Raw genomic sequence first — 24,975 nt, forward strand, 5'->3', positions numbered from 1 at the left:
GAGGGATCATTCCATGTCGGCCCAGGCAATTGCGACCAGCAGCGAACAGAACCGTGCTCTCGGTCTCAGCACATTCGCATTCACCATCTGCTTTGCCGTCTGGACGATCTTCGCGATCGCCGGGATCGAGATCAAGGCCGAGCTTGGCCTGAGCGATACGCAGTTCGGCCTGCTGGTCGGCACCCCGATCCTGACTGGGTCGCTCAGCCGCTTGCTCCTCGGCGTCTGGACCGATCAGCACGGCGGACGGATCGTCTTTCCGATCACCATGCTTGCCTCGGCGCTGTCGACTTTCCTGCTGTCCTATGCGGATAGCTATTTCATGATGCTGTTTGCCGCATTGGGCCTGGGTTTGGCAGGCGGCGGCTTTGCCGTTGGCGTTGCATATGTTTCAAAGTTCTACCCACTTGAGAAGCAGGGCTCCGCGCTTGGCTTTTTCGGCATGGGCAATGTTGGCGCTGCAGTGACCAAGTTCCTCGCGCCTTGGGTCATGGTCGCAATCGGCTGGCAGGGCGTCGCCCAGGTCTGGGCTGGCGCACTCGCGCTGGTTGCGGTGCTGTTCTATATCTTTGCCAAGGACGATCCCGAATTCGCCGCTCGCAAGGTAAGCGGTGCCAAAGCACGGGGTTTGCTCGAACAGCTTGAGCCGCTGCGTAACGAGCAGGTCTGGCGCTTCTCGCTTTACTATTTCTTCGTGTTCGGGGCCTTCGTGGCGCTGGCGCTGTGGCTGCCCGCCTACATGGTTGGCCTTTATGGAATCGACGTGAAGCTGGCGGGTATGTTGGCGGCAACCTTCTCGCTCTCGGCCAGCGTGTTCCGCGCCTATGGCGGCGTGCTGTCGGACAAATATGGCGCGCGCAAGATCATGTATGCGACCTTTGGCGTGTCGCTGGTCTGCCTGTTTATGTTGTCCTATCCGGCGACCGATTACGTGATTCATGGGATCGAGGGCGACATTGTTTTCTCGACCTCGATGAGTCTGGTGCCGTTCGTGGTGACCATATTCGTGCTGGGCTTCTTCATGTCGCTGGGTAAGGCGGCGGTCTACAAGCATATTCCGGTCTATTATCCGAAGAATGTCGGTTCGGTTGGCGGATTGGTTGGTCTGGTCGGCGGCCTCGGCGGCTTCATCCTGCCGATCGTGTTCGGCGCGGTCAGCGACCTCACCGGCATCTGGACCAGCTGCTTCATGGTGCTTTTCGCTCTGGTCGGCATTGCGCTGGCATGGATGCATATCGCCATCCGGCAGATGGAACAGAAAGCGAGCGGGATGGATACCCGCACGCTGCCTGAATTCCCTGAAATGGCTGGATTGCATGACGAGGCCAAGCATGCAGTGGCAACGCCAAGCAAGGTCCTGGTCGAGTGGAAACCGGAAGATGCCGATTTCTGGGAGCAGACCGGAGAGAAGATTGCGCGGCGCAATCTCTATATCTCGATCCCGGCATTGCTGCTCGCCTTCTCCGTGTGGATGGTGTGGTCGATGGTGGTCGCCAAGCTGCCGTCCATCGGATTCAATTACACCACCGACCAGCTGTTCTGGCTGGCCGCGCTGCCCGGACTTTCGGGCGCGACCTTGCGAATATTCTATAGCTTCGTCGTGCCGATCTTTGGCGGCAGGCTGTGGACCACCATGTCCACAGCATCGTTGCTGATCCCGGCCTTTGGCATCGGCTATGCTGTCCAGAACCCGGATACGCCTTACATCATCTTCCTCGTGCTGGCGCTGCTGTGCGGTTTCGGTGGCGGCAATTTCGCCTCCTCCATGTCGAACATCAGCTTCTTCTTCCCGAAAGCGCAGAAAGGAAACGCGCTGGCGCTCAATGCCGGGCTTGGCAATCTCGGCGTCTCGGTGATGCAGTTCCTCGTGCCGCTTGTTATCGTGGCGGGCGTGTTCGGCGCGCTGGGCGGCGAGCCGCAGCAAACTGCCGAGGGCGGTGAGCTGTGGTTGCAGAATGCAGGTTTCATCTGGGTGCCGTTCATTATGGCCTCCACCCTGCTCGCATGGTTCGGCATGAATGACATTGCCGATGCGAAAGCGAGTTTTGCCGAACAGTCGGTGATCTTCCAGCGCAAGCACAACTGGCTGATGTGCTGGCTCTACACTGGGACGTTCGGCAGCTTCATCGGCTTTTCCGCTGGCCTGCCGCTGCTCGCCAAACAGCAATTCCCTGACATTAACGTCCTCCAGTTTGTCTTCCTCGGGCCATTGGTCGGTGCGCTGAGCCGTGCGGCCACGGGCTGGGTCTCGGACAAGTGGGGCGGTGCACGGGTTACGTTCTGGGTGTTCGTGCTCATGATGCTCGGCGTGCTCGGCGTGATGTACTTTATTCAGGCCGCCAGCTGGTGGGGTTTCCTGGGCGCGTTCATCTTCATGTTCTTTATGACCGGGGTGGGCAACGCCTCCACATTCCAGATGATCCCCAACATCATGCGGACCGAAGTACCGCGGTTGATGCCGGAGCTTTCGAATGAAGCCAGCCTGCGCCAATCGGAAAAGGAATCCGCCGCAATCGTCGGGTTTACCTCAGCCATCGCAGCCTACGGCGCATTCTTCATCCCCAAGAGCTTTGGCAGCGCAATTGCAGCCACCGGCTCTCCAATGCCGGCTTTGTGGGGCTTCCTGATCTTCTACGCCAGCTGTGCGGCGCTGACCTGGTGGGCCTACACCCGCCGCGGCGGCCTGCTGCACGATATCGAACGGGGCCGGGTACCTGCACCGGCTTCATCCACCGCCCCGCTCAAAGGAGCAACAGCATGAGCAAGCTTCTCGACCGCCTGACCTTCTTCAACCAGAAGAAAGTCGCCTTTTCCGAAGGTCACGGTGTGACCACCAATGAAAATCGCGACTGGGAAGACAGCTATCGCAAGCGCTGGCAGCATGACAAGATCGTGCGCTCCACCCACGGGGTGAACTGCACCGGATCGTGCAGCTGGAAGATCTACGTCAAGGGCGGGATCATCACTTGGGAAACCCAGCAGACCGATTATCCGCGCACACGGCCCGATCTGCCCAACCACGAACCGCGCGGCTGCCCGCGTGGGGCCAGCTACAGCTGGTACATCTATTCGGCCCAGCGGCTGAAATATCCGATGGTGCGCTCGCGTCTGCTCAAGCTGTGGCGTGAGGCGCGCGTTGTTCGCACGCCCGTGGCGGCCTGGGCCTCGATTGTCGAGGATCCGGCCAAGCGCAAAAGCTACACCGGTATTCGCGGGCATGGCGGCTTTGTACGTTCGACCTGGGATGAGGTGAATGAGATCATCGCCGCCGCCAATGCCTATACCGCCAAGACCTACGGGCCTGACCGGGTGATCGGCTTCAGCCCGATCCCGGCAATGTCGATGGTCAGCTATGCGGCAGGTTCGCGCTACCTATCGCTGCTCGGCGGCACATGCATGTCGTTCTACGACTGGTATTGCGATTTGCCGCCGTCGAGCCCGCAGACCTGGGGCGAGCAGACCGACGTTCCCGAAAGCGCCGACTGGTACAATTCCGGCTTCCTGATGATGTGGGGCTCGAACGTGCCGCAAACGCGCACGCCCGACGCGCATTTCATGACCGAGGCTCGCTATCGCGGCACCAAGGTGGCCGTGGTCAGCCCCGACTATGCCGAAGCGACCAAGTTTGCCGACCTCTGGCTCAATCCCAAGCAGGGCACCGACGCCGCACTGGCGATGGCGATGGGCCATGTGATCTTGCGCGAATATCATCTCGACCGGCAGGCCGAATATTTCGAGGACTATTGCCGCAAATATTCAGACATGCCGATGCTGGTGCGGATGGTCGAGAAAGACGGCGCCTATGTGCCGGAAAACCTGCTGCGCGCCGCCGATTTCCTCGACGGCCTCAGCGAAGAAAACAATCCTGACTGGAAGACGGTCGCCATCGACGACAATACTGACGAAGTGGTTGCGCCCAACGGCTCGGCCGGCTTCCGTTGGGGCGAAGAAGGCAAGTGGAACCTTGAAGAGAAAGACGGACGCGGAAACGACACCGTCTTGCGGCTGACCAACATCCTCGAAGGCAATCACGACGAGGTAATCGAAGTTTCCTTCCCTTATTTTGGCAACCGTGAACACGATCACTTTGAAGGCACAGATCACCCCAGCGTGCTCAATCGCCGCGTGCCCGTGCGTCAGCTGCAGCTGAAGGATGGCAAGGCCTTCGTCGCGACGGTGTTCGATCTGTTCTGCGCCAATTACGGCCTCGATCGCGGTCTTGGCGGCGAACATGTCGCGCGCGATTATGGCGAGATGGTCCCCTACACGCCTGCATGGGCAGAGAAGATCACCGGCGTACCGGCCGATCAGATCATCACCATCGCCCGCGAATTTGCGGGCAATGCCGAGATCACCAAGGGCAAGTCGATGGTGATCCTGGGGGCCGGTCTGAACCACTGGTATCACATGGACATGAATTATCGCGGCATCATCAACCTGCTGGTGATGTGTGGCTGCGTGGGTCAGTCAGGCGGCGGCTGGTCGCACTATGTCGGTCAGGAAAAGCTGCGCCCACAAACTGGGTGGACTGCGCTCGCCTTCGCGCTCGACTGGAACCGCCCGCCGCGCCACATGAATTCGACCAGTTTCTTCTACGCCCATACCGATCAGTGGCGTTACGAAACGCTGGGGGTGGAGGAAATCCTTTCACCTACCGCGCCCGATGGCGATTGGGATGCGAGCCTGATCGACTACAACGTCCGGGCCGAACGGATGGGCTGGTTGCCATCCGCTCCGCAGCTCAAGACCAACCCGCTGGAAGTGGGCAAGGCGGTCAAAGCTTCAGGCAAGGAAGCCAAGGACTATGTTGCCGATGCGCTCAAATCGGGCGAGCTGGAAATGTCCTGCTTCGATCCGGACGATCCGGCCAACTGGCCGCGAAATATGTTCGTATGGCGTTCAAATCTGCTTGGGTCCTCGGGCAAAGGCCACGAATATTTCCTCAAGCATCTGCTCGGCACCGCACACGGCGTGCAGGGCAAGGATTTGGGCGAAACCGGCGCGCAAAAGCCCAAGGACGTGAAGTGGCACGACGAAGCGCCCAAAGGTAAGCTCGATCTGCTGGTGACGCTCGATTTCCGCATGTCGACCACCTGCGTCTATTCGGACATCGTTCTGCCGACGGCGAGCTGGTACGAGAAGGACGATCTCAACACGTCCGACATGCACCCGTTCATTCACCCGCTATCGGCGGCGGTCGATCCGGTGTGGGAATCGCGCAGCGACTGGGACATCTACAAGGGGATCGCCAAGAAGTTCTCCGAAGTGGCCCCCGAAGTGCTGGGTGTGGAGCAGGACGTGGTCATGACCCCGATCCAGCACGACAGCCCGAACGAAATCGCGCAGCCCTATGACGTGGCTGACTGGGGCAAGGGCGATGTCGAGCCAATCCCCGGCCAGACCATGGCCAATATCGCGGTGGTCGAGCGGGATTATCCGAACCTTTACAAGCGTTTCACCGCGCTCGGGCCCTTGATGGACAAGCTCGGCAATGGCGGCAAGGGTATCGGCTGGAACACCGAGCATGAGGTGGAGAACCTGCGCAATCTGAATGGCCGCGTCCTCGAAGAAGGCCCGACCCAGGGCATGCCGCAGATCGAAACAGCCATCGATGCCGCCGAAGTCATCCTGATGCTGGCACCCGAAACCAATGGCGAGGTCGCGGTCAAAGCGTGGGGCGATCTGGGCAAGAAGACGGGCCGCGATCACAAGCATCTCGCCTTGCCCAAGGAAGAGGAGAAAATCCGCTTCCGCGACATTCAGGCGCAGCCGAGAAAGATCATCTCCTCGCCCACCTGGTCCGGGATCGAGAGTGAGCATGTCTGCTACAATGCCGGCTACACCAACGTCCATGAACTGATCCCGTGGCGCACGCTGACCGGACGTCAGCAGCTCTATCAGGATCACAAATGGATGCGGGCATTCGGTGAAGGCTTCTGCGTTTATCGGCCGCCGATTGATACCAAGGCAGTCAAGCCGATGCTGGATGAGGCCAAGGACGCGCCGCACGTGATCCTGAACTTCATCACGCCGCACCAGAAATGGGGCATCCACTCGACCTATACTGACAATCTGCTGATGCTGACGCTGTCGCGCGGCGGGCCGATCGTGTGGATGAGCGAGGTGGACGCAGCGAAGGCGGGGCTGGTCGATAATGACTGGGTCGAAACCTTCAATTCCAACGGCGCACTGGTGGCCCGCGTGGTGGTCTCTCAGCGCATGAAGGAAGGCACGCTGTTCATGTATCATGCGCAGGAAAAGCTGACCAATATGCCGGGCTCGCCGCTTACCGGGCAGCGCGGGGGCATTCACAACTCCGTGACCCGCGCGGTGCTCAAACCCACGCATATGATCGGCGGCTATGTCCAGCTCGCCTACGGGTTCAACTATTACGGAACCGTTGGTTCAAACCGCGACGAATATGTCATCGTCCGCAAACTATCGAAGGTCGATTGGCTCGAAGAAGCCCTGCCTGAAGGGGAGACCGTAGCATGAAAATCCGCGCACAAATCGGCAAGGTTCTGAACCTCGACAAATGCATCGGCTGCCACACTTGCTCGGTGACGTGCAAGAACGTGTGGACCAGCCGTGAAGGCATGGAATACGCCTGGTTCAACAATGTCGAGACCAAGCCGGGCATCGGCTATCCCAAGGACTGGGAGAACCAGAAGCGCTGGAATGGCGGCTGGGAGCGCGCTCCCGGTGGTTCGATTCGGCCCAAGATGGGCGGCAAATGGCGGCTGCTGGCGAAAATCTTCGCCAATCCCGACCTGCCTGAAATCGACGACTACTACGAACCCTTCACCTTCGATTACGACCATTTGCAAAAGGCGGGCGAAAGCAAGGCCTTTCCCACCGCGCGCGCCCGCAGCCTGATCAGCGGCAAGCGGATGGAGAAGATCGAATGGGGTCCGAACTGGGAAGAAATTCTTGGCGGTGAATTCTCCAAGCGTTCGGAGGATTACAACTTCGAAGGGGTCCAGAAGGAGATTTACGGCCAGTTCGAAAACACCTTTATGATGTATCTGCCAAGGCTGTGCGAACACTGCCTCAACCCCACCTGCGTTGCCGCTTGCCCCTCGGGCGCGATCTACAAGCGTGAGGAAGACGGCATTGTCCTGATCGATCAGGAAGCCTGCCGCGGCTGGCGCATGTGCGTGTCTGGCTGCCCCTACAAGAAGATCTATTACAACTGGAAAACCGGTAAGAGCGAGAAGTGCATCTTCTGCTACCCGCGCATCGAAGCGGGCCAGCCGACGGTGTGCAGCGAAACCTGTGTCGGGCGCATCCGCTATCTGGGCGTGATGCTGTATGATGCCGACCGCATCGAGGAAGCGGCCAGCGCCGAGAATGTCGAGGACCTGTATCAGGCGCAGCTCGATATCTTCCTCGATCCCAATGATCCCGAAGTGATCGAGCAGGCCCGCAAGGACGGTGTGCCGGAAAACTGGCTGGAGGCCGCGCGGCATTCGCCGGTGTGGAAAATGGCGATGGAATGGAAGGTCGCCTTCCCGCTTCACCCGGAATATCGGACCTTGCCGATGGTATGGTACGTGCCGCCATTGTCGCCGATCAGCGCAGCAGCGAACGCCGGCCAGATTTCGGTCAACAACAACATGCCCGATATCCGCTCGCTTCGCATCCCGCTCAAATATCTCGCCAATCTGCTGACGGCGGGGGACGAGGAACCGATTGCAGTGTGCCTTGAACGGATGCTCGCGATGCGCGGCTATATGCGTTCCAAATCAATCGACGGCGTGCAGAACGAGGCAATCGCGACCGATGTCGGCCTGACCGGCGCGCAGATCGAGGAGATGTACAAGGTCATGGCGCTGGCCGATTACGAGGACCGCTTCGTCATCCCGACCGGCCACCGCGAGGATGCCGAGGATATGTTCGAGGAACGCGGCTCCTGTGGCTTCTCCTTCGGTAATGGCTGTTCGGGTGGTTCGACCAAGGCCAATCTGTTCGACACCAACTCTCGTAAGAAACTCCAGACTCCATCGGAGGTGTTCTGATGCAAGCGCTTCACCTGATATCATTGCTCCTGCAATATCCGTCCAAGGACTTGCAATCGGTCGCGGGCGAAATCCGCCAGCGGCTGGAGGGCGACAAAGCGCTTCCCGCTGCTGAGGTCGCTGCGCTTTTTCCCTTGCTCAAGCGTCTCGCCACCAGCGACATCTACGATGCTCAGGAAACATATGTCGAGCTGTTCGACCGGGGAAGGGCGCACAGCCTCCACCTGTTCGAGCATGTGCATGGCGAAAGCCGCGACCGGGGGCAGGCGATGGTCGATCTGCGCGAACGCTATCTTGCAGCCGGGCTGGAACCCAGCAGCAACGAGCTGCCAGATTATCTCCCGCTTTTCCTCGATTATTGCTCCACTCTGCCGGAGCAGGCGGCGCGTGAAGCGCTCGCCGAGCCGGGCGTGGTGATGGTGGCGATTGCGGCCCGTCTGGCCGAGCGCCAATCCGATTACGCGTCGGTGTTTGAATTGCTCTGCGCCATCGCAGGCGTCGAGATGGACGAAGAGGCCAAGAACGCCATCCCTCCAGCCGATGACCCGCAGGATCTCGAAGAGCTCGATGCCCAATGGGAAGAGGAGGAGATCCGTTTCGGAGCCGAAGCTGCTCCAGATCCCAACGCCGCGTGCCCTGTTGCTGCAAGCCAGCTTGCCGCGATGCGGGGCGAGAAAGGAGCCTGATCATGATTGACGCACCTCTACCCAGTGAAGCCGGGCATGAAGCCCTTGCCACGATCCCCATCGATCTGTGGATCAACACTTTCCTGTTCGGCGCGCTCCCTTACATCGCGCTGGCGGTGATGATTATCGGCAGCATTTTCCGCTATGAAAGGGAGCCTTACACCTGGCGCAGCGGATCAAGCCAGTTGCTCCGGCGCAAGCAATTGATGTGGGGCTCCGTCCTGTTCCACATCGGCATCTTGTTCCTGTTTATCGGCCATTTTGTTGGTCTGCTTACCCCGCACAGCGTCTACAGTCTGGTGATTACGGCAGAAGCGAAGCAGATGGTTGCCATTGTGGCAGGATCGATTGCGGGTTTGATTTGCTTTGTCGGGCTGGTGCTACTGATGCATCGCCGGTTCTTCGATCCGCGCATCCGCCGCCAGTCGCCATTTGCGGATAACGCCATATTGGTGATCCTGTTTGTGCAATTGCTGTTGGGGCTGGCAACCGTGCCCTTCTCGCTCGCGCATAGCGATGCCGAAGTGATGCTGCGCCTGTCGGCCTGGGCGCAGGGAATATTCACTTTTGAACCGGGAGTTGGACGCTATGTGGCAGGCCTTGATTGGCCCTATCAGGCACACCTCGTGCTCGGCATGCTGATCTTTTTGCTGCTGCCCTTTACCCGCCTGGTTCACATCTTCTCGGCTCCGGTCCGGTATCTGTGGCGCGGCGGCTATCAGATCGTCCGTTCACGCAAGGATTTGAGCCATGGATGATGTGATGGAACGCGCGCCGGTCATCGTCGGCGGGGTAGAAATTGCCGAATCCGCTATTGCGGCAGAAGTGCAGAACCATCCCGCTCCCGATGCCGAGGCGGCATGGAACGCGGCGGCAGAGGCTTTGGCTATCCGGCAACTACTGTTGGCTGAGGCAGATCGTCTGGAAATAGATCCCGGAGAGCGCTGTGATGCGGAAGGTCGTCGTCTTGCGGATGACGACGCCCGGATTGATGCCCTGCTGAGCCAGGAAGTCGCTGTCCCGGTTGCAAACGAAGGGGAAGCAAGGCGGTTCTACGATCAGCATCGCGAGCGCTTCGCCAGCGAGGCGCTGGTCGAGGCGGAGCATATCCTGTTCTCTGCCAGCCCTGACGATGAATTCAATTACAGTCTGGCCGTCGGCGATGCGCGCATGGCGATCCGCGAGTTGGAGAAGGACCCATCGTGCTTTGCTAAGCTGGCCAAGGCCAAGTCGGCCTGTCCGTCGAAGGAGCAGGGCGGCAATCTCGGTCAGATCGGGACCGGCCAAACGGTCGCTGAGTTCGAGAAGGCATTGTTTGCGCTGACCGAAGGAGAGCTGTGCCGCAATCCAGTGAAATCGCCATTCGGCGTCCACGTCATCCGCGCCGGTCGCAGGGTCGAAGGTCGGCAATTGCCGTTCGAAATGGTCGAGGCGTCGATCCGCGAGTATTTGGAAGAGGCGAGTTATCGCAAGGCCATGGCGCAGTATCTCTCTATCCTCGGTAGTCAGACTACCATCGAGGGCGTCGAGCTACCCATTGCAGACGGGCCGCTTGTTCAGTGAGTGAACTTCGCCGCCCCGATATCTTGCCTCTGGTCGCTCCGCTCCATGACGGTATCGGGCGGCGGTTCGAGTATCTGCGCCTGTCACTGACCGATGTGTGCAACTTCCGCTGCACCTATTGCCTTCCCGATGGCTACAAGAAGCCCTGCAACAAGCCGGCTGAACTGTCTGTCGAGGAGATCCGCAGGGCAGTAAGCGGCTTTGCCGAGCTTGGCCTGTGGAAAGTGCGTCTGACCGGGGGCGAGCCCACCTTGCGCCGTGATTTTGAGGAAGTGGCACGCGCTGTGTCAGAGGTGCCCGGCATTCGCCGCGTTGCGATGACCACCAATGGCTATCGGCTGGCGGAGAGGGCGCAAGTGTGGCGGGACTGCGGGATAAGTGCGCTCAATATCAGCATGGACTCGCTTGATCCTGCACGATTTGCACAGATCACCGGACACGACCGGCTGGAAGAGGTGTTGCGCGGGGTCGAGGCCGCTCAAGCAGCGGGTTTTGAAAGTATAAAACTCAACGCTGTTCTTATGCGCGGCGTAAATGATGACGAGCTGGCCGCAATGGTCGAATTCGTGGCCACGCGCGACCTGTCGCTGCGGTTCATTGAGGTCATGCGCACGAACGATAATGCGGCCTTTTTTGAAGACCGGCACATCGCCGGGCAGACCGTGATCGACCGGCTGGAGACGAAGGGATGGCAACGTGTTCCACGTCAGCCCGGAGCGGGGCCGGCTGTCGAGCTGGGTCATCCAGAGGCCAAGGGACGCATCGGGATTATCGCGCCGTATTCGAAGGACTTCTGCGCCAGTTGCAACCGGCTGCGGCTCTCATCCGATGGGAAGCTGCATCTGTGCCTGTTTGGCGATGGCGGCATGGATATCCGGCCTTTGCTGCAAGGCGACGACAGCGAGGCTTTGACGGACCGTATTCGCAAACTGGTCGGCACAAAGGCGCCTGCACACCGTCTGCACGAAGGCAACAGCGGCGCCACTCCGCATTTGGCGTCTATTGGAGGTTGAAACATGGCTGTTGTCACCAGTCGCATCGAATTATGCGGTCGCTTGGCTGATGCATGCGGCCCGTTCGTTGACCTGGCGCTCCCTGTCGAGGGTTTGCCAGTCCCGGAACTGATTTCTGTTCTGGGCGAGCGCTTTCCGGCGCTTCAGGCCGGGCTGTCAAAGGGACGGATCAGGGCCTGTATCAACGAAACCATCGTTCCGGATGAAGCAATTGTTCTGCCCGGTGATATTGTCGCTCTCTTCCCCCCGGTCTCTGGCGGATGAGCTGCCAAGTGGAGTTGACCGAAGCCGGGTTTGATCCGGCTGCCCGGCTTGCGACCTTCTCAGCCTCGCTAGGGGATGAAGGCGCCGTCGTCAGTTTCACCGGCCGTGCCCGTGGCAAGGCCAAAGATGGCAATGCGGTCGGCGCGCTCGTTCTGGAGACCTATCGCGGGGTCACTTTGGCATCAATGCAGGCGATTGCAGGCGATGCACACGAACGGTTCGTAATCACGCACAGCCATGTGGTTCACCGAGCAGGGCGGATATTACCGGGGGAAGCCATCGTCTTTGTCGCGACCGCCTCACCGCACCGGCGGGCGGCATTCGAAGCGGCGGATTATCTGATGGACCGGCTCAAGACAGAAGCCGTTTTTTGGAAGCGCGAAGAGCATCCAGATGGCGCGTCCTGGATTGAGCCAACTGCTCAGGATCAAAAGGACACAGTCCGCTGGCTGCAAAGTGAAGGTGAGGAAAATGCCGAGAATTGACGAAAGCCTGAAATTCTATCCGCTCGGGATCGCGGTTCTTACCATTTCCGACACGCGCACATTGGAAACCGACACGTCTGGCGCGCTGCTCGCAGAACGGCTGCAATCCGCAGGCCACAATCTGGTGGATCGGGATATCGTGAAGGACGAGATTGATGACATCCGCGAGCAGTTGAATGCGTGGCTCGCTAACCCGTCAATCGAGATCATTCTGACCACTGGAGGCACGGGGTTTTCACCGCGCGACAACACGCCAGAGGCGGTCAAACCCTTGCTTAGGCGAGAGATGGACGGGTTCTCGGTCGTGTTCCATCAGAAAAGCCTGCAAAGCGTTGGGGTCGCCACGATGCAGTCGCGCGCATTCGCCGGACAGGCGGGCGATGCCTTCATCTTCTGCGTGCCCGGCTCAACAGGCGCTTGCCGCGATGCATGGGACGGCTTGCTTGAGCTGGAATTCGACAGCCGTCACAAACCATGCTCGATTGCAGGTGCCTTGCCGCGCTTGCGGGACGTGTGCGCTTGATTTCTTTTGATCAAGCATTGGCCTTGGTCGAAGCCTCGGTAGCGTCGCTACCAGGGGAAGACGTGCCGCTGGCTGAGGCCGCTGGACGAGTGCTTGCTGTACCCGTCTTCGCCCGGCGAGAGGCTCCGTTCTCGGATGTCGCGGCGATGGATGGCTATGCGGTGCATGATGGCTCGACCACAGCAGGCATGCAGCTGGCTGTTATTGGCGAAAGCCGAGCAGGCGCAGGCTTCTCGGGAGCGGTCCAGCCGGGTCAAGCGATACGCATATTTACGGGCGCTCCCATGCCCAAGGGCGCGGACCGCGTCATCATGCAGGAATACGCCATGCAAGAAGGCGACACTGTGCGCTTTGCCGAAGGATATGGACCGGGCTGGCACGTGCGCGCAGCTGGCAGCGACTTTTCCGCTGGCGATCTCCTGCTGGATGTCGGAACACGGCTTGGTCCGCGCGCAATAGTTGCTGCAGCAGCGGCAGATCAGGCGATGCTTAAAGTCTCCGCGCAGCCCAAAGTGGCCATTATCGGCACCGGCGATGAACTCGCACCTCCGGGCGAGGCGCATTTGCGCGCCGACGCAATACCTGAGAGTGTAACCTACGGTATCGCCGCATTGGCAAAGCAGGCCGGTGCGCGCGTGGTCGCAAGGATGATCGGAGAGGACAGCCTTCCAGCGCTCGAACGACTGGCCGGAGACATGCTGGACAAGGCCGATGTGGTGATCGTGACCGGCGGCGCATCCGTTGGCGAGCGCGATTTTGCCAAGCCAATGTTCGCGCCCCATGGCATGGAGCTGCTGTTTTCCAAAGTTGCCATGAAGCCGGGCAAACCCGTCTGGTTAGGCCGGGCAAAGGGGAAATGGGTTCTTGGCCTGCCGGGCAACCCGACCTCGGCCATGGTCACTGCGCGCCTGTTTCTGCGCGCGCTTTTGGCGGGGCTCCAAGGTCAGAGCATCACCCAGGTCTTGCAGTGGCGGGCGCTGCCGCTCGCTTGCCAAATGCCAGCAACCGGTGGCCGCGAAACTTTCATCAGGGCAAGATGGGACGCCGATGGGTTGCGCTCGCTCAGCAATCAGGACAGCGGGGTGCAGTTGGCGTTGGCGCAGGCTGACTGGTTGATCCGAAGCGCACCCAATTCACCCGCTCTTGACGTAGGTGGAATGGTCACCGCGCTGGAGTTTTGAAATTGGCACCGCGCAATCCGCCGTCTGCGAAAGCGACCTGAACGATGGACTGGATCGAGTTTTCTCTGGCGCTGATCGTGTTCTTCCTGTCGCACGGCACACTGATACGCCCGCCGATCAAGCCGTGGTTGGTCAAACTGATTGGGACGGGAGGGTTCACCTTTGGCTATTCGCTGCTTTCACTGGGGGTTTTGGCATGGTTGATCTCGGCTGCGGGACGTGCGCCCTTCGTTTCGCTATGGTATTGGCAACCTTGGCATAATCACGTTGTTTTGATGGTGATGTTTGCGGTGTGCCTGATTCTCGGGCTGGCCATCGGGCGCCCCAATCCCTTTTCCTTCGGCGGATCGAAAAATGCCGCATTCGATCCGGACCGACCTGGAATTGTCGGTGTGATGCGGCATCCATTGCTTGCCGCGCTCGCATTGTGGGCGCTGGCACATGTCTTTGCGAATGGTGACCTTGCGCATTTGATCATGTTTGGCACCTTTGCCGTTTTTGCGATGGTTGGAGGAAGAATTATCGACCGTCGCAAGAATCGACTGATGGGAGCCGAGTGGGAAGAGCTTCGGCAGAGGGTGAAGCAAAGTGGGCTCTCCAAAGCTCTGCTGTCGTTGATGCGCGAGCCAATCAGGTTGCTTGCGGGGGCTGCTGGGTACGTTGCGCTGATCGTCGCCCATCCTTACTTGTTTGGGGTCAATCCGATCGCGGGCTAAGCTGGCTTTCTGCCTTGGCGAGGGCAGCGGGGTCATTGATATTGGCGAAGGTATCGGGGTCGCATCCATCACCCCAATCGACGCGGGTGACCCCAACGGCATCAGCAAAACGCCAGAGCGATTGGCCTCCACCGTCAATGTAGTCAGCCAGCGCTGCGCAATCCACACGCCAGAGTGCGGCCATTGGATGATCGCGGCCATGACTAACCGGCATGGCGCAGCCGTTTGTGGCAATCTCTCGAGCCAGCCGGTTCGCGAGGTCCCCAGGGAGGAAGGGCTGGTCGCAACCGATAAGCATGACGGAGTCGCGGGCTTTCTGCTCGGCATATCGGAATGCGTTGTCCAGCGCGCTGATGGGGCCGATGCCTTCGATCCGGTCGATCAACAGCGGGATCGGAAGCTCGGCAATCTGATCCTTGCCCCGCACCGCGATGGCAACATCATCGGAATGATCCATCGCCCATGTAAGTGCGTGATCAAGAAGTGTTCGACCCGCCAGAAGCTGCCTTGGCTTGTTGCCTCCCATCCGGGTTGCTTGGCCCCCGGCGGCGATCACGATGGTTGGTCTGGTCTTTGTCACGGATAAAGCAGGTAGCGCCGCCAATCGCCGCTGTCTGCCTTTTCGAAAACGATCCGGTCGTGAAGCCGGTATTCTGCGTTGGTCCAGAACTCCATCCGGTCCGGGACAATCCGAAATCCGGACCAGAATGGCGGGCGATTGACCTCACCCACGGCGAATGAGGCGGTATATCGGGCCACCCGGGCCAGCAGCTTTGCCCGGCTCTCAAGCCTGGTGGATTGCTTGGATGCCCATGCGCCAATTCTGCTCGCAAGCGGGCGCGAGGCAAAATAGGTATCTGCCTCGGCATCAGTGACCCGCTCGGTCAGTCCTTCGACACGAACCTGTTTGCCCAGCGGTTCCCAGTAAAAGCACAGCGCCGCGCGCGGATTGCCGGCCAGTTCTGTCGCCTTTCGGCTTCCGAGATTGGTGTAGATCACAAAACCTTGTGCGTCATAGCCCTTGAGCAGAACCATGCGGCTCGATGGCCTGCCTTCGCCGGTTGAGGTCGCGAGATTGACCGCGCTTGCATCCGCAATCCCAGAGTGCGCGCGTGCTTCGGAATACCAAGAGGCGAACATTGCAATGGGATCATCAACTGAGCCGTTCATTGGGCTTGTTTGCTCCTCCACTCTGCCATTCGTTCGCCGAATTTGCCGAATTCCATGCGTGCGATGGTGCGCAGATGGACTTCATCGGGGCCATCGGCAATCCGCAGAGCGCGCATTCCGGCATAGACTTCGGCGAGGCCAAAATCATCGGACAATCCGCCCGCACCATGCGCTTGCATCGCATGGTCGAGCACCCTTAGCGCAGTACGCGGAGCCGCCACCTTGATCATGGCGATTTCTTGCCGCGCGGTCTTGTTGCCAGCCTTGTCCATCATGTCAGCTGCTTTCAGGCACAATAGGCGGGTCATCTCGATGTCCAGCCGCGCCTCGCCCAACCGCTGTTCCCAGACCGACTGATCTGCCAGCCGCTTGCCGAAGGCGACCCGCGACATGAGTCTCTCGGCCATCTTCTCAATCGCGCGTTCCGCAGCACCGATCGCCCGCATGCAATGGTGGATACGGCCCGGACCAAGCCTGCCTTGGGCGATTTCAAAGCCGCGTCCCTCGCCAAGGATCAGGTTCGCTACAGGAACCCGCACATCGCGCAACACAATCTCGGCATGGCCGTGCGGCGCGCCATCATAACCGAACACCGGCAGCATTCTGACGATCTCCACACCGGGGGTATCAAGCGGAACCAAAATTTGCGACTGCTGCTGATGGGCGGCAGCTTCAGTATCAGTCTTGCCCATCAGAATCGCGATCTTGCACCGCGGATCGCCCGCGCCCGAAGACCACCATTTGCGGCCATTGATGACATATTCATCGCCGTCGCGGCGGATCGAGGTCTGTATGTTGGTCGCGTCGGATGATGCAACATCGGGTTCGGTCATCAGGAAGGCAGAGCGGATTTCGCCATCCATTAACGGCTTGAGCCATCGTGCCTTTTGCTCACTGGTCCCATAGCGGTGAAGCACCTCCATATTGCCTGTATCGGGAGCGGAGCAATTGAACGCTTCGGAGGCGAAACCGACCCGCCCCATCTCCTCAGCGCATAGAGCGTATTCTAGGTTTGTGAGTCCAGCACCGCGATAATCATCCGTGTCGTGTTCGGACGGTGGCAGGAACAGGTTCCACAATCCTTCGGAATAGGCTCGCGCTTTCAGTTCTTCGATGATCGCAGGGACTTGCCACCGGTCGACGCCGGTTTGGCGCATATGCGCGCTGTATGCCTCTTCCGCCCGATCGATGTAATCATGCATGAAGGCGCGGACGCGGTCACGCCATTCCAATTGCCTTTCCGAAAGTGTGAAGTCCATCTCTCTACGCAGCGACCGGATGGCCGCCTTCCATCGCATGGAGAATGCGCGGGTCTTCCGATATGGGGATGCCCGCCTCCTCGTATCGGGCGCGAACTCTTTGCGTGAGCAAGCCCACCCTGGCCAAGGCTGGCAGCATCAGATGTTCCAGGGAGTGGATCTGACCCGGTGGCAGTTGCCGGGTGATGCCAAGCTGTTCGGCCTCGCGAAGTCCGGCGAAGAAATCGTCCGCGTCGATTTCGCAGTTTTCCAGCACCAGCATAAAGCCGGGATCAACCCGGCTGGCGATGGTTCCGGCGGTCCCGGCAAAGGCAAGGATGCGCACCGCCTCGAAAGCGAAATCGGCGAGGTCCTCCACCTCGTCTTCGGGTAGCCCTGCAATAACTGGAGCAAGATAGGCATGGCCAAAGGAGACATGGCGGGATTCGTCGCGCATGACATTGAAGGTCAGTTGCTTGAGCAGTTCGCACTGCGTTGAGCGATACATGTTGTTGAACGCGCCGAGCGCCAGCCCTTCGACGATCATGTTCATACCAATCATGATCTTCTCGTAGCGATCGGCTTTTAGAGTGGCGTCGATCAGCTGCTTGAGCCAGCCAGACATCGGGTAAACCATCGCCACTTTGTCGCAATACTTGGCGAACACCTCGACATGGCGGGCCTCGTCCATGGTCTGCGTTGCGGCATAAAGCTTGGCAGTGGCATCGGGCACCGAATGGGTGATGCAAGCCGCCGTCATGAGCGCGCCCTGCTCACCATGCAAAAACTGCGACAGCATCTGGGCGGTCGAATGGGCGGTAAAGCGTTCCTGCTGCGACTTCGACAGCTTCTTGAAGAACGGCATCCGGTGATAGATATCCTGCTCGTCATTCATCATCGGACGCGAAGGATCGATAGTCAGATCCCACGGCAACCGTTCATCGCTGTTCCACTGGTCCTGCTTGGCGCGGCGATAGAGGTCCTCGATCTTGTCGCCCGACATCAGGTAATCGAACGTCCAGGCGATCTCTAGCGGGCTGCGATAGATGTCATCGGGGGTCTTGTCCCCGAGCCAGCTCGGTATTTCCGCTATGTTATTGTCCCTTACGGTTTCCATCACTCTCTCCATCTGGATCGTCCCATGAGGTGGCGATCGCTCAATACTGGCGGGCAGGAAGGCGCACGCGGATCCCGTCCATTTGTTCGGTTATCGGTATTTGACAGGCTAGTCGGCTGCGCTCCGTCACATCGTATGCGAAATCGAGCGTCGCACGTTCAAGCTCGTGCATCTCAGGCAGCAATATCGCGTCCTTCTCATCAACATAACAATGGCAGGTCCCGCAGGCGCAAAATCCGCCACAATCGCCCTCAATGCCGGGGACGCGGTTCATCGCTGCGGCCTCCATCAGGCTGATGCCGAGACTGGCAGTAACTTTGTGGACTGCGCCATTGTGCGCGACATATGAAATCTGAACCATGGATCGAGTCGCTCCGCTCGTTACTGACACTGATGTAAGCAAAGGCGCGCGAGGCGACATTGATTTGGGTCAAAGACCCGGCTGTCCAGCGCGAAGTATGTGGGAGGCGACAAACGCTTCACGAGAGGTGCCATGCCGAACTTCGGCTCTTGCAACGTGTTTCTGCGTGCTACCTTCGGGATTGACCCCGGAGCAGAAATCGGTCGACAGCTCGGCGAACTAGCAACGCAGGTGCATGTGATACGAGGGCAAGAAGTCAAAACCGATCCCGCCGATACTACCCTTGTTTTTCTCGCGAGTGGTGCGACCAAGTTGGGCGCATTGGCATCGCGCGAGCGCCATCAAATTGTTGCCTTTCATTTCGGCGGCGACATATTCACTGTTCCGGCGGTGAGCGTGCATCGATACATGTTGATCGGACTGTGCGAAAGCACGCTCACAACCTTTCCTGCACGCGAATTTTATGACCGGGCCGCGAGCAATCCATGGATCATGCGCGCGCTGCTCGAGCGCTCGCAAACCGCCCTGTTTCGGTGCCGCGACAAGGCTGTCAATCTGGGCCAGAAGTCCGCAGGCGAGCGGGTTGCAGGCTTTCTCCTTGCGATGTGGGAACGGCTCGACGCGTCTGAGGGTTCCAGTCCCATGATCGATCTACCCATGTCGAGAGGAGACATAGGCGAAAGCCTCGGGCTGAAGATCGAAACCGTCAGCCGGCAATTCACCAAGTTGAGAGAGGCTGGGATAATCGACACGCATGGTCGATCAGGCGTGTCGTTGCTGGACCTGCCAAGGCTCGCCGAACAGGCCGGGTATTATGACCGAAATACCGTTCCTCCCCGCCCAGAATGGGTTGAGCGAAAACCTGAGCTCGTTCCTTGATTTTGTGAGTAGGTATTTGCGACAGGTCTGGCGCCTGGCAGCGCACACCAACAACAGGCTTGCGGCTGACTGACCTCGATCATTATGCGGCAATGTCGAGGATCGTGACATCGGTTCCATCGAGCAGATTGGCGATCTTGCCCGACACGCGGTCGACTGCAAGCCGCAGCGCTTCATCCAGGTGAACGTAGTTCTGGGTCGATCCACGGGCACCGTGGCCCAGCAGCGCCTTGATGGTCAGTTCCGAGAAGCCCATGTCACCAGCCACACTGCCGAACGTGTGGCGGAGCACATGCGGGGTCACACCTTCGATTCCGGCAATTGTGCAGAGTGCGCGGAGAACTTCAGGAACGCCGGAGAACGGTCGGTCGACGAAGTCTGAGGCAAAGAAAAGCGGTAGCGCGCGCTTTTTTGGAACGGATTCGAGAACGGCAATTGCGGCTTCACCAATCGGTCGGATCTGACCGTCTGTCTTTGTGTCGGGGAAATGCACGTAGCCCTTTTCCGGATGCAGCCAACTGCGCTGCATGCCGATGACTTCGGAGATTCGGTAGCCTGTAAGCAGCAGCACCCGGATCGCGGCAAGTCCGGTGGGATTTTCGCCATTGCGTTCGGCAATCGTGAAAGCCTTGCCCAGCGATCGGATTTCTGCGGCGCTCAAACGCCGGGTGCGCGGCTTGCCAGCGATCTTGCGGACTCCGGCAGCGGGATTGTTTTCGACGATATCGTATCGCATCGCATGGGCCAGAAGCGCATGGAGGGTGGAGACGGCTCTCCCTGCGACGCCTGGGCCACCGGTTGTCCGCCCACCGCGCCCTCCATTTTCCTTTGGCTTGGCGGTTCGTCCGGCAACGATATCCATCTGCATCTTTTCGATGTCCGACACCCGGAGCGAGCGGACCTGCCGAGTGCCGATGAGCGGCTTGATGTGCGTTTCGATGCGGCTGCGATCCATGGCGAGTGTCGATGCCTTGATTGGCCGATGCTTGCGGCCCAGAAGTTTGCCGGACTCGGCGTTTTCCAGATACCAGTCACAGACTTCGCGGATGGTGATTGCGGCGCGGGACTGGGCGCGTTCTTCCGCCGGATCGTCGCCCCCGGCCACCGCGCCAAGTTTCATGATCGCCTGCTTGCGCGCCTGTTCGACGGTCAGGACGCCATAGCGCCCAAGGACGATGCGCCTGCTGCGCCCCTCGTCATTACGATACTGGAGAACAAAGACCTTGAGGCCGGATGGCATTGCCCGGACACCGAAGCCTCGAAGTTCGTCGTCCCAAAGAAATGTCTGTCCGCTGGCGGGGATTGCCATGCTGTCGACGCTTCGTTTTGTGAGCTTGCCCATACCGTTCGTCCTTTCGGACAATTTGCTTACACAAGCGGTTCCGGTTGGCAATGTAAGCACATTGTAAGCGAGCGAAGAGAAAAGCTGGCGTAGCGATGGACGGGTCTGGCGTAGGTTTCAGCCAAAAAGATTACTATATTACAGCATGATATCGGTCTTTAGCGTTATCTGGCGTAGCAACGGCTAAGCTGCTCAGACATTTTGCCAAGGTTGGGGTCGAGGGTTCGAATCCCTTCGCCCGCTCCAGTTTCCTTCATTAAATCAATAATATACAGGGGCGTTTCTCGCCGCTTGCTGGATACGAGCGTCCGCTTTGAGGCTCTCGTATCCAATTCGTATCCACCAGAAATCGCGTTAGCGGATGGTACTGGCGGTGAAATTCGGTGCCCGGAAGGGGAAAGCATTCCCCTGAGCGCGAGCCCTTCGGTCTCCCGCTACCCCTTCGAGCGGGCGGCTCCCGCCCCCCAGGCTGTGCAAAAACTCATTCGTCTAATCCGCCGCCGCCAGCACCGCGACGCGCGTCTCACCCCGCTGGCGTCAGTCGCTCGGCACCGAAGGCATTTACTGCATGGAGGATGTTGAAGGCGACAATCGAGAGAGCCGCTTCGGCCTTTACCGCTCTGAGACCTCGCGTGAGGAACCTTCCGCCGCCGGACATCCGTTTAATCGTGCCGAAGGGGTGCTCTACAGTACATCGGCGGGTCACCATCAAGCTCGGATCCGCGTAGATTCTGGCCTCCATACGATCCAGCGCCGCCTGATCGAACAACCGATGGATGGTCCGTTGGGCGCCGGACGTGCATCGGCTCTTCAGCCGACAGTCTTTGCATGCGGGCGTTCTATATCGGATCGCACGGTTGCGGGTATGTTTGCCGGATGGTCTCAACGTCTTGCCGGCGGGGCACCGGATTGTGTCGGTCTCCTCATCATACACGAACTGCGCTGGCCGGAAAAAGTCGGTGCTCATGGCGCCGCGTTTGATCGGCGCCGCGACCTCAATATGGTCGCGCTCGCATTGCGCGACCGCCTGGGCGTTGGAGTAACCGCCGTCGGCCAGGACTTTGAGCTCGTCAACCTCAAGCACCTCCATCGTCGCCATCGACATTGGATGCAGGAGCTGGCTGTCGTTTGCCTCGTTGGTCACGTCGTGATGTATGATCAGGCCGCTATCTACATCGACCACGCTTTGCATGTTGTAGCAGGGTGTCTTGGGAGAACGTCCATAGCCCATCGGCCGCGCGTCGGACTCGCCAAAGACCAAAGCCGTCTCGTCGCGATCCTTCAGGATGTCCTGCCGGCGCACGAGCCTGTCTTTGCGGCGCCCGAGGGTCTCCATCGCAGTGGTGAACGCCTCCCGATGTTTGGGCTGATCGTCGAACCCCTGGGCCACTGCCTCATCTATGATGTCGAGCCGTTCAAGGTAGTAGGCGATCTCCTTTTCGGTGTGCGCAACGTCACGGGCCAGCCGGTCGGCGCCAGCGATGTTCTTTGGGCTCGCGACCGCGCGCATCTTCGTCCCGTCCAGCGCGACCAATCGACCGCTGATCAAGCCGGTTTCGCGGCAGAACTGGATGAATGCAGCGCTGGCGCTGACAATGGCTTCCGGATTGTCATGACGAAAGGAGGCGATCGTTCGGTAATCCGGGGCGAGCCGGCGCATTAGCCAAAGCGCTTCGAGGTCGCGGACACACGCTCGTTCCAATTGGCGTGAGGACCGTACCTGGTTGAGGTAGCCCCAGATGTACAGCCGGAGCATATCGCCTGGATGGTATCCAGGGCGGCCGGTGACCGCAGCGATAGCGCGACCGAAGCCAAGCTCAGCCAAGTTCAAGCTGGTAACAAAAGCATCGACGACTCGGACCAATGCGTCCGGGGAAACATAGTCATCAACACAAGGAGGAAGCAGGTTGACCTGATCTCGCGCGAGTCCCTCAATAAAACTCATGCACACCCCGGCGCGGAAGATGGGAAGATAATTGGATTCTACACTGACAGGTTCATTAGTAAAAGCTTGTTCTTGGCTTTGAACATCTGCGCTAGGCGGCGTAATAACTCATTACAGATGTTGCGGGCTTCCGAGAAGGATGAGGTCAGAATCGCCGGGTTCTCCGTTACGTCGAAGCAGTGGCCGCTTGCGCGTCGAGCTGCCACCCGTAGCTTTTGGAATCCGGTACGAGATCGGCGATGGTGAACTGATCGAGGTGTCGCGCGAAAGCTTCCAGCGCGCCTGCCAAGGCATGGCGCAAGCCGCATGCGGGCGTCACGACGCAGCTGTTGGTCGCCGCGTCGAAGCATTCGACGAATGTCCCGGTGTCTTCCATGATGCGCATGATCGAACCGACGTTCAGGGCATTGGCGGGCCGCGCCAGCTTGAGGCCCCCGCTCCGGCCCCGCACACCCTCGACAAATCCCTCCGCGGCCAGTCGCTGCGCCACTTTCATCAGATGGTTCTTCGAGATGCCATAAGCGTGTGCGATCTCGGCGATCGAATGATGGCCGTCCTTCACGGCCAGGAACATCAATGTGCGAAGGGCATAGTCGGTCTGGACGGACAATCTCATAAAAGATGCATATCATATATTGATTTTATCCGCCAAGGCGCGTAAACCATGCACACATCTTAATCGAGTCGAGGCAGGCAATGACGTCGAACCATGCCGAGCAAGCGCGGGCACGCAAGATGGCGGATGCGCTCGCCTGCGGGATCGATGATGCGTTTATTTCGCAGCTTGTGGAGAGTTTCTACGACACCGTCCGCCAGGACGACACGCTCGGCCCGATCTTTGCGGAGCGCATCGGCGACTGGCCGCATCATCTGACGCGGATGAAGGATTTCTGGGCCTCGATCATGCTCGAATCCGGTCGGTTCAGCGGCAATCCGATGCGCAAGCATATCGCGATCGGCGAGCTTGATGAGGCGCATTTCGCGCGCTGGCAGTCGCTCTGGGACCAGACGCTTGCTCGGATCGCGCCGAACGCTGCGGTCGCGGATCGGTTTCGCGAAGCGGCACTGCGCATTGGCGAGAGCTTGCTGACCGGCATCAAGATCGACCGCGGCGGCCTGGCCGCCATTTCCGCGAGGGCCGCGTCGTGACACCGGTCCCCTACGGCGCATCGCCGATCTTCGATGAGCAAAGCCTACCCGACGCGCTGCGCAACGATCATCGCACCAAAGCAGGCACCTGGGGCCTCCTGCGGATGCTGGAGGGCGAAGTGCGGCTCGTTTTCGTCGATCCGCCGAGCGAGCAGCTCGTGACGCCCGACAGGCCCGCGATCATCCCGCCGCAAGCAACCCATCATGTCGTTCCGCTCGGCCCCATGACGATGCAGGTCGAGTTCTACCGGGAACGCCCAGAGCTTGTCGAAGACGCGGACCGTGGATGACTTCGCCCTTGCTCGCACGGTGCATGTCGTCGCGGTCCTGTTCTGGATAGGCGGCGTCGGTTTCGTCACCTGGGTGCTGATGCCGACGCTTAAGGCAACGGAACTGCCGCAGGATCGCTTGCGCCGTTTTCAGCAGATGGAGGCGCGCTTTGCCTGGCAGGCACGCCTGTGGGTTCTGCTTGCCGGCGCAAGTGGCCTGTGGCTGGTGGCGCGCGCCGATCTGTGGAGCCGCTTCCTCGACGGCCGGTTCTGGTGGATGCACCTGATGGTCGCACTCTGGACCGTGTTTGCGCTGATGTTGCTCGTCATCGAGCCGCTGCATCTCCATCGCCGCCTCGCCAATACACAGTCACCAGAGGCGGATTTCGCTCGAATGATCCGGCTGCATCAGTTATTACTTGCCGTCAGCATCATAACAATTTTGGGCGCGGTAGGCGGTAGTCACGGACTATTCTGAACGGAGGGGGTTTGGGGCATGAAGAGCTATCAAACGACATTCAGCATCAAAAGGCTGTGGATCATCCTGTCGGTCGGCATGGTGGTCATGTTCGGAATCCTACTGTTGCTGGGCCAGCAGATCTACCAGCAGGCGCCGCCCATTCCCGAAGCGGTGAAATCCCAAAGCGGCGAGACATTGTTCACGCGCGCGGACATCGAGACCGGCCAGAATATCTGGCAGTCGATCGGCGGCATGGAACAGGGCTCGATCTGGGGCCATGGCAGCTATCTGGCGCCCGACTGGAGCGCCGACTGGCTGCACCGCGAGGCGGAGGCATTGCTCGCCCTGTCGGCCTCGCAACCTCTCCCAGGCGTGTCCGCGACGCAGGCGGAGGCTATGCGAAGGGCCGGGCTGCAGGAGGAGATGCGTAGGAACACCTACGACCCTGCATCCGGCGTCATCACGGTCAGCGACACCCGCGCGCGCGCGATCCGGCAGGTACAGCAGCATTTCGTAAGCCTGTACGATGGCGGCGATCCTGCCTCGCTAAAGCTCCGCCGCGACTATGCCTTCCCGGTCTATGGCGAGCTGTCGGC

At 59.7% G+C, this 24,975-nt stretch carries 24 protein-coding genes and 1 pseudogene; 17 read left to right on the forward strand and 8 right to left on the reverse strand.

What is annotated here, in order from left to right:
• Nucleotides 1-13: 13 nt before the first annotated feature.
• From FHR23_RS16720 to FHR23_RS15415, 12 genes are read left to right on the forward strand one after another with little or no spacing between them, the layout of a single operon-like run.
• Nucleotides 14-2,761 carry a nitrate/nitrite transporter gene (locus FHR23_RS16720; protein ID WP_184005758.1) on the forward strand — a complete coding sequence of 916 codons (2,748 nt, stop codon included), beginning with the start codon at nt 14-16 and terminating at the stop codon, nt 2,759-2,761.
• Nucleotides 2,758-6,495: a nitrate reductase subunit alpha gene (locus FHR23_RS15365; RefSeq protein WP_184005760.1), complete on the forward strand. Its 3,738-nt coding sequence runs from the start codon at nt 2,758-2,760 to the stop codon at nt 6,493-6,495. The genes FHR23_RS16720 and FHR23_RS15365 overlap by 4 nt, the downstream gene beginning before the upstream one ends.
• Nucleotides 6,492-8,018 (forward strand): nitrate reductase subunit beta, encoded by a 1,527-nt coding sequence (gene narH, locus FHR23_RS15370; protein WP_184005762.1) that lies wholly within the window; start codon nt 6,492-6,494, stop codon nt 8,016-8,018. Before FHR23_RS15365 ends, narH begins: the two co-directional genes overlap by 4 nt.
• Nucleotides 8,018-8,704: a nitrate reductase molybdenum cofactor assembly chaperone gene (narJ, locus tag FHR23_RS15375; RefSeq protein WP_184005764.1), complete on the forward strand. Its 687-nt coding sequence runs from the start codon at nt 8,018-8,020 to the stop codon at nt 8,702-8,704. Before narH ends, narJ begins: the two co-directional genes overlap by 1 nt.
• Before the next feature lie 2 nt (nt 8,705-8,706).
• A complete protein-coding gene (gene narI / locus FHR23_RS15380) occupies nt 8,707-9,462 on the forward strand; it encodes a respiratory nitrate reductase subunit gamma (protein WP_221227577.1) in 756 nt (251 codons plus the stop codon).
• The gene (locus FHR23_RS15385; protein ID WP_184005766.1) at nt 9,455-10,267 is read left to right on the forward strand and encodes a peptidylprolyl isomerase; all 813 of its coding nucleotides are present in this window, start codon (nt 9,455-9,457) and stop codon (nt 10,265-10,267) included. The genes narI and FHR23_RS15385 overlap by 8 nt, the downstream gene beginning before the upstream one ends.
• Nucleotides 10,264-11,280 carry a GTP 3',8-cyclase MoaA gene (gene moaA, locus FHR23_RS15390; protein ID WP_343043191.1) on the forward strand — a complete coding sequence of 339 codons (1,017 nt, stop codon included), beginning with the start codon at nt 10,264-10,266 and terminating at the stop codon, nt 11,278-11,280. Before FHR23_RS15385 ends, moaA begins: the two co-directional genes overlap by 4 nt.
• A gap of 3 nt (nt 11,281-11,283) precedes the next feature.
• Nucleotides 11,284-11,544, forward strand: a complete 261-nt coding sequence (locus FHR23_RS15395) for a MoaD/ThiS family protein (protein ID WP_184005768.1) — start codon at nt 11,284-11,286, stop codon at nt 11,542-11,544.
• 8 nt (nt 11,545-11,552) lie between these two features.
• A complete protein-coding gene (locus FHR23_RS15400; protein ID WP_343043193.1) occupies nt 11,553-12,029 on the forward strand; it encodes a molybdenum cofactor biosynthesis protein MoaE in 477 nt (158 codons plus the stop codon).
• Nucleotides 12,016-12,552, forward strand: coding sequence for a molybdenum cofactor biosynthesis protein B (gene moaB, locus FHR23_RS15405; protein ID WP_184005772.1), 537 nt, complete (start codon nt 12,016-12,018; stop codon nt 12,550-12,552). Before FHR23_RS15400 ends, moaB begins: the two co-directional genes overlap by 14 nt.
• Nucleotides 12,543-13,733 (forward strand): molybdopterin molybdotransferase MoeA, encoded by a 1,191-nt coding sequence (locus FHR23_RS15410; RefSeq protein WP_343043194.1) that lies wholly within the window; start codon nt 12,543-12,545, stop codon nt 13,731-13,733. Before moaB ends, FHR23_RS15410 begins: the two co-directional genes overlap by 10 nt.
• Before the next feature lie 44 nt (nt 13,734-13,777).
• Nucleotides 13,778-14,449 (forward strand): NnrU family protein, encoded by a 672-nt coding sequence (locus FHR23_RS15415; RefSeq protein ID WP_184005776.1) that lies wholly within the window; start codon nt 13,778-13,780, stop codon nt 14,447-14,449.
• Here FHR23_RS15415 and mobA read toward each other — a convergent pair.
• The 5 genes from mobA to FHR23_RS15440 are packed head-to-tail and all read right to left on the reverse strand — an operon-like array spanning nt 14,430 to nt 18,335.
• Nucleotides 14,430-15,029, reverse strand: a complete 600-nt coding sequence (gene mobA, locus FHR23_RS15420; RefSeq protein ID WP_343043197.1) for a molybdenum cofactor guanylyltransferase — start codon at nt 15,027-15,029, stop codon at nt 14,430-14,432. The two genes, FHR23_RS15415 and mobA, sit on opposite strands and share 20 nt — an antisense overlap.
• Complete coding sequence (pdxH, locus tag FHR23_RS15425) at nt 15,026-15,640, reverse strand: pyridoxamine 5'-phosphate oxidase (protein WP_343043195.1); 615 nt, start codon at nt 15,638-15,640, stop codon at nt 15,026-15,028. Before pdxH ends, mobA begins: the two co-directional genes overlap by 4 nt.
• Nucleotides 15,616-16,878 (reverse strand): acyl-CoA dehydrogenase family protein, encoded by a 1,263-nt coding sequence (locus FHR23_RS15430; RefSeq protein ID WP_184005780.1) that lies wholly within the window; start codon nt 16,876-16,878, stop codon nt 15,616-15,618. The genes pdxH and FHR23_RS15430 overlap by 25 nt, the downstream gene beginning before the upstream one ends.
• A 4-nt stretch (nt 16,879-16,882) precedes the next feature.
• The gene (locus FHR23_RS15435) at nt 16,883-17,974 is read right to left on the reverse strand and encodes a ferritin-like domain-containing protein (RefSeq protein WP_246359947.1); all 1,092 of its coding nucleotides are present in this window, start codon (nt 17,972-17,974) and stop codon (nt 16,883-16,885) included.
• Between the two features lie 40 nt (nt 17,975-18,014).
• On the reverse strand, nt 18,015-18,335 hold the full coding sequence (locus tag FHR23_RS15440) for a 2Fe-2S iron-sulfur cluster-binding protein (RefSeq protein ID WP_184005784.1): 321 nt from the start codon (nt 18,333-18,335) through the stop codon (nt 18,015-18,017).
• A gap of 132 nt (nt 18,336-18,467) precedes the next feature.
• Between FHR23_RS15440 and FHR23_RS15445 the strand changes: the two genes are divergently transcribed.
• Nucleotides 18,468-19,214, forward strand: coding sequence for a helix-turn-helix domain-containing protein (locus tag FHR23_RS15445; RefSeq protein WP_184005786.1), 747 nt, complete (start codon nt 18,468-18,470; stop codon nt 19,212-19,214).
• Nucleotides 19,215-19,296: 82 nt separating this feature from the next.
• Here the strand turns inward: FHR23_RS15445 and FHR23_RS15450 are convergent, their stop codons facing one another.
• The 3 genes from FHR23_RS15450 to FHR23_RS15460 form a co-directional block, all read right to left on the reverse strand.
• Nucleotides 19,297-20,556: a tyrosine-type recombinase/integrase gene (locus tag FHR23_RS15450; protein WP_184005788.1), complete on the reverse strand. Its 1,260-nt coding sequence runs from the start codon at nt 20,554-20,556 to the stop codon at nt 19,297-19,299.
• A 523-nt stretch (nt 20,557-21,079) separates the two neighbouring features.
• Nucleotides 21,080-22,501, reverse strand: coding sequence for an IS1182 family transposase (locus tag FHR23_RS15455; protein WP_184005790.1), 1,422 nt, complete (start codon nt 22,499-22,501; stop codon nt 21,080-21,082).
• Between the two features lie 166 nt (nt 22,502-22,667).
• On the reverse strand, nt 22,668-23,117 hold the full coding sequence (locus tag FHR23_RS15460) for an RrF2 family transcriptional regulator (RefSeq protein WP_012115016.1): 450 nt from the start codon (nt 23,115-23,117) through the stop codon (nt 22,668-22,670).
• Nucleotides 23,118-23,197: 80 nt separating this feature from the next.
• On the opposite strand from FHR23_RS15460, the gene FHR23_RS15465 reads away from it, so the two are divergent.
• The 4 genes and pseudogenes from FHR23_RS15465 to FHR23_RS15480 all read left to right on the forward strand — a co-directional run.
• The gene (locus tag FHR23_RS15465; RefSeq protein ID WP_012115017.1) at nt 23,198-23,650 is read left to right on the forward strand and encodes a group III truncated hemoglobin; all 453 of its coding nucleotides are present in this window, start codon (nt 23,198-23,200) and stop codon (nt 23,648-23,650) included.
• On the forward strand, nt 23,647-23,940 hold the full coding sequence (locus FHR23_RS15470) for a TehB family protein (RefSeq protein ID WP_012115018.1): 294 nt from the start codon (nt 23,647-23,649) through the stop codon (nt 23,938-23,940). Before FHR23_RS15465 ends, FHR23_RS15470 begins: the two co-directional genes overlap by 4 nt.
• The gene (locus tag FHR23_RS15475) at nt 23,933-24,397 is read left to right on the forward strand and encodes a membrane protein (protein WP_041575668.1); all 465 of its coding nucleotides are present in this window, start codon (nt 23,933-23,935) and stop codon (nt 24,395-24,397) included. The genes FHR23_RS15470 and FHR23_RS15475 overlap by 8 nt, the downstream gene beginning before the upstream one ends.
• Before the next feature lie 18 nt (nt 24,398-24,415).
• Nucleotides 24,416-24,975 (forward strand): annotated as a pseudogene (locus FHR23_RS15480) (nitric-oxide reductase large subunit); the annotation flags it as partial.

Source organism: Stakelama sediminis, from assembly GCF_014199335.1.
Taxonomy (GTDB): Bacteria; Pseudomonadota; Alphaproteobacteria; order Sphingomonadales; family Sphingomonadaceae; genus Sphingomonas; species Sphingomonas sediminis.

Excerpts from the sequence above, each read along its gene's own strand:
- FHR23_RS15430 (WP_184005780.1), bottom strand. The coding sequence starts at position 16,878 with ATGGACTTCACACTTTCGGAAAGGCAATTGGAATGGCGTGACCGCGTC.
- FHR23_RS15415 (WP_184005776.1), top strand. The coding sequence starts at position 13,778 with ATGGACTGGATCGAGTTTTCTCTGGCGCTGATCGTGTTCTTCCTGTCG.
- FHR23_RS15465 (WP_012115017.1), top strand. The coding sequence starts at position 23,198 with ATGACGTCGAACCATGCCGAGCAAGCGCGGGCACGCAAGATGGCGGAT.
- narI (WP_221227577.1), top strand. The coding sequence starts at position 8,707 with ATGATTGACGCACCTCTACCCAGTGAAGCCGGGCATGAAGCCCTTGCC.
- FHR23_RS15435 (WP_246359947.1), bottom strand. The coding sequence starts at position 17,974 with ATGGAAACCGTAAGGGACAATAACATAGCGGAAATACCGAGCTGGCTC.
- moaB (WP_184005772.1), top strand. The coding sequence starts at position 12,016 with ATGCCGAGAATTGACGAAAGCCTGAAATTCTATCCGCTCGGGATCGCG.
- narJ (WP_184005764.1), top strand. The coding sequence starts at position 8,018 with ATGCAAGCGCTTCACCTGATATCATTGCTCCTGCAATATCCGTCCAAG.
- narH (WP_184005762.1), top strand. The coding sequence starts at position 6,492 with ATGAAAATCCGCGCACAAATCGGCAAGGTTCTGAACCTCGACAAATGC.
- FHR23_RS15395 (WP_184005768.1), top strand. The coding sequence starts at position 11,284 with ATGGCTGTTGTCACCAGTCGCATCGAATTATGCGGTCGCTTGGCTGAT.
- FHR23_RS15385 (WP_184005766.1), top strand. The coding sequence starts at position 9,455 with ATGGATGATGTGATGGAACGCGCGCCGGTCATCGTCGGCGGGGTAGAA.
- FHR23_RS15460 (WP_012115016.1), bottom strand. The coding sequence starts at position 23,117 with ATGAGATTGTCCGTCCAGACCGACTATGCCCTTCGCACATTGATGTTC.
- FHR23_RS15450 (WP_184005788.1), bottom strand. The coding sequence starts at position 20,556 with ATGGGCAAGCTCACAAAACGAAGCGTCGACAGCATGGCAATCCCCGCC.
- FHR23_RS15365 (WP_184005760.1), top strand. The coding sequence starts at position 2,758 with ATGAGCAAGCTTCTCGACCGCCTGACCTTCTTCAACCAGAAGAAAGTC.
- FHR23_RS16720 (WP_184005758.1), top strand. The coding sequence starts at position 14 with ATGTCGGCCCAGGCAATTGCGACCAGCAGCGAACAGAACCGTGCTCTC.
- FHR23_RS15440 (WP_184005784.1), bottom strand. The coding sequence starts at position 18,335 with ATGGTTCAGATTTCATATGTCGCGCACAATGGCGCAGTCCACAAAGTT.
- FHR23_RS15455 (WP_184005790.1), bottom strand. The coding sequence starts at position 22,501 with ATGAGTTTTATTGAGGGACTCGCGCGAGATCAGGTCAACCTGCTTCCT.
- FHR23_RS15445 (WP_184005786.1), top strand. The coding sequence starts at position 18,468 with ATGCCGAACTTCGGCTCTTGCAACGTGTTTCTGCGTGCTACCTTCGGG.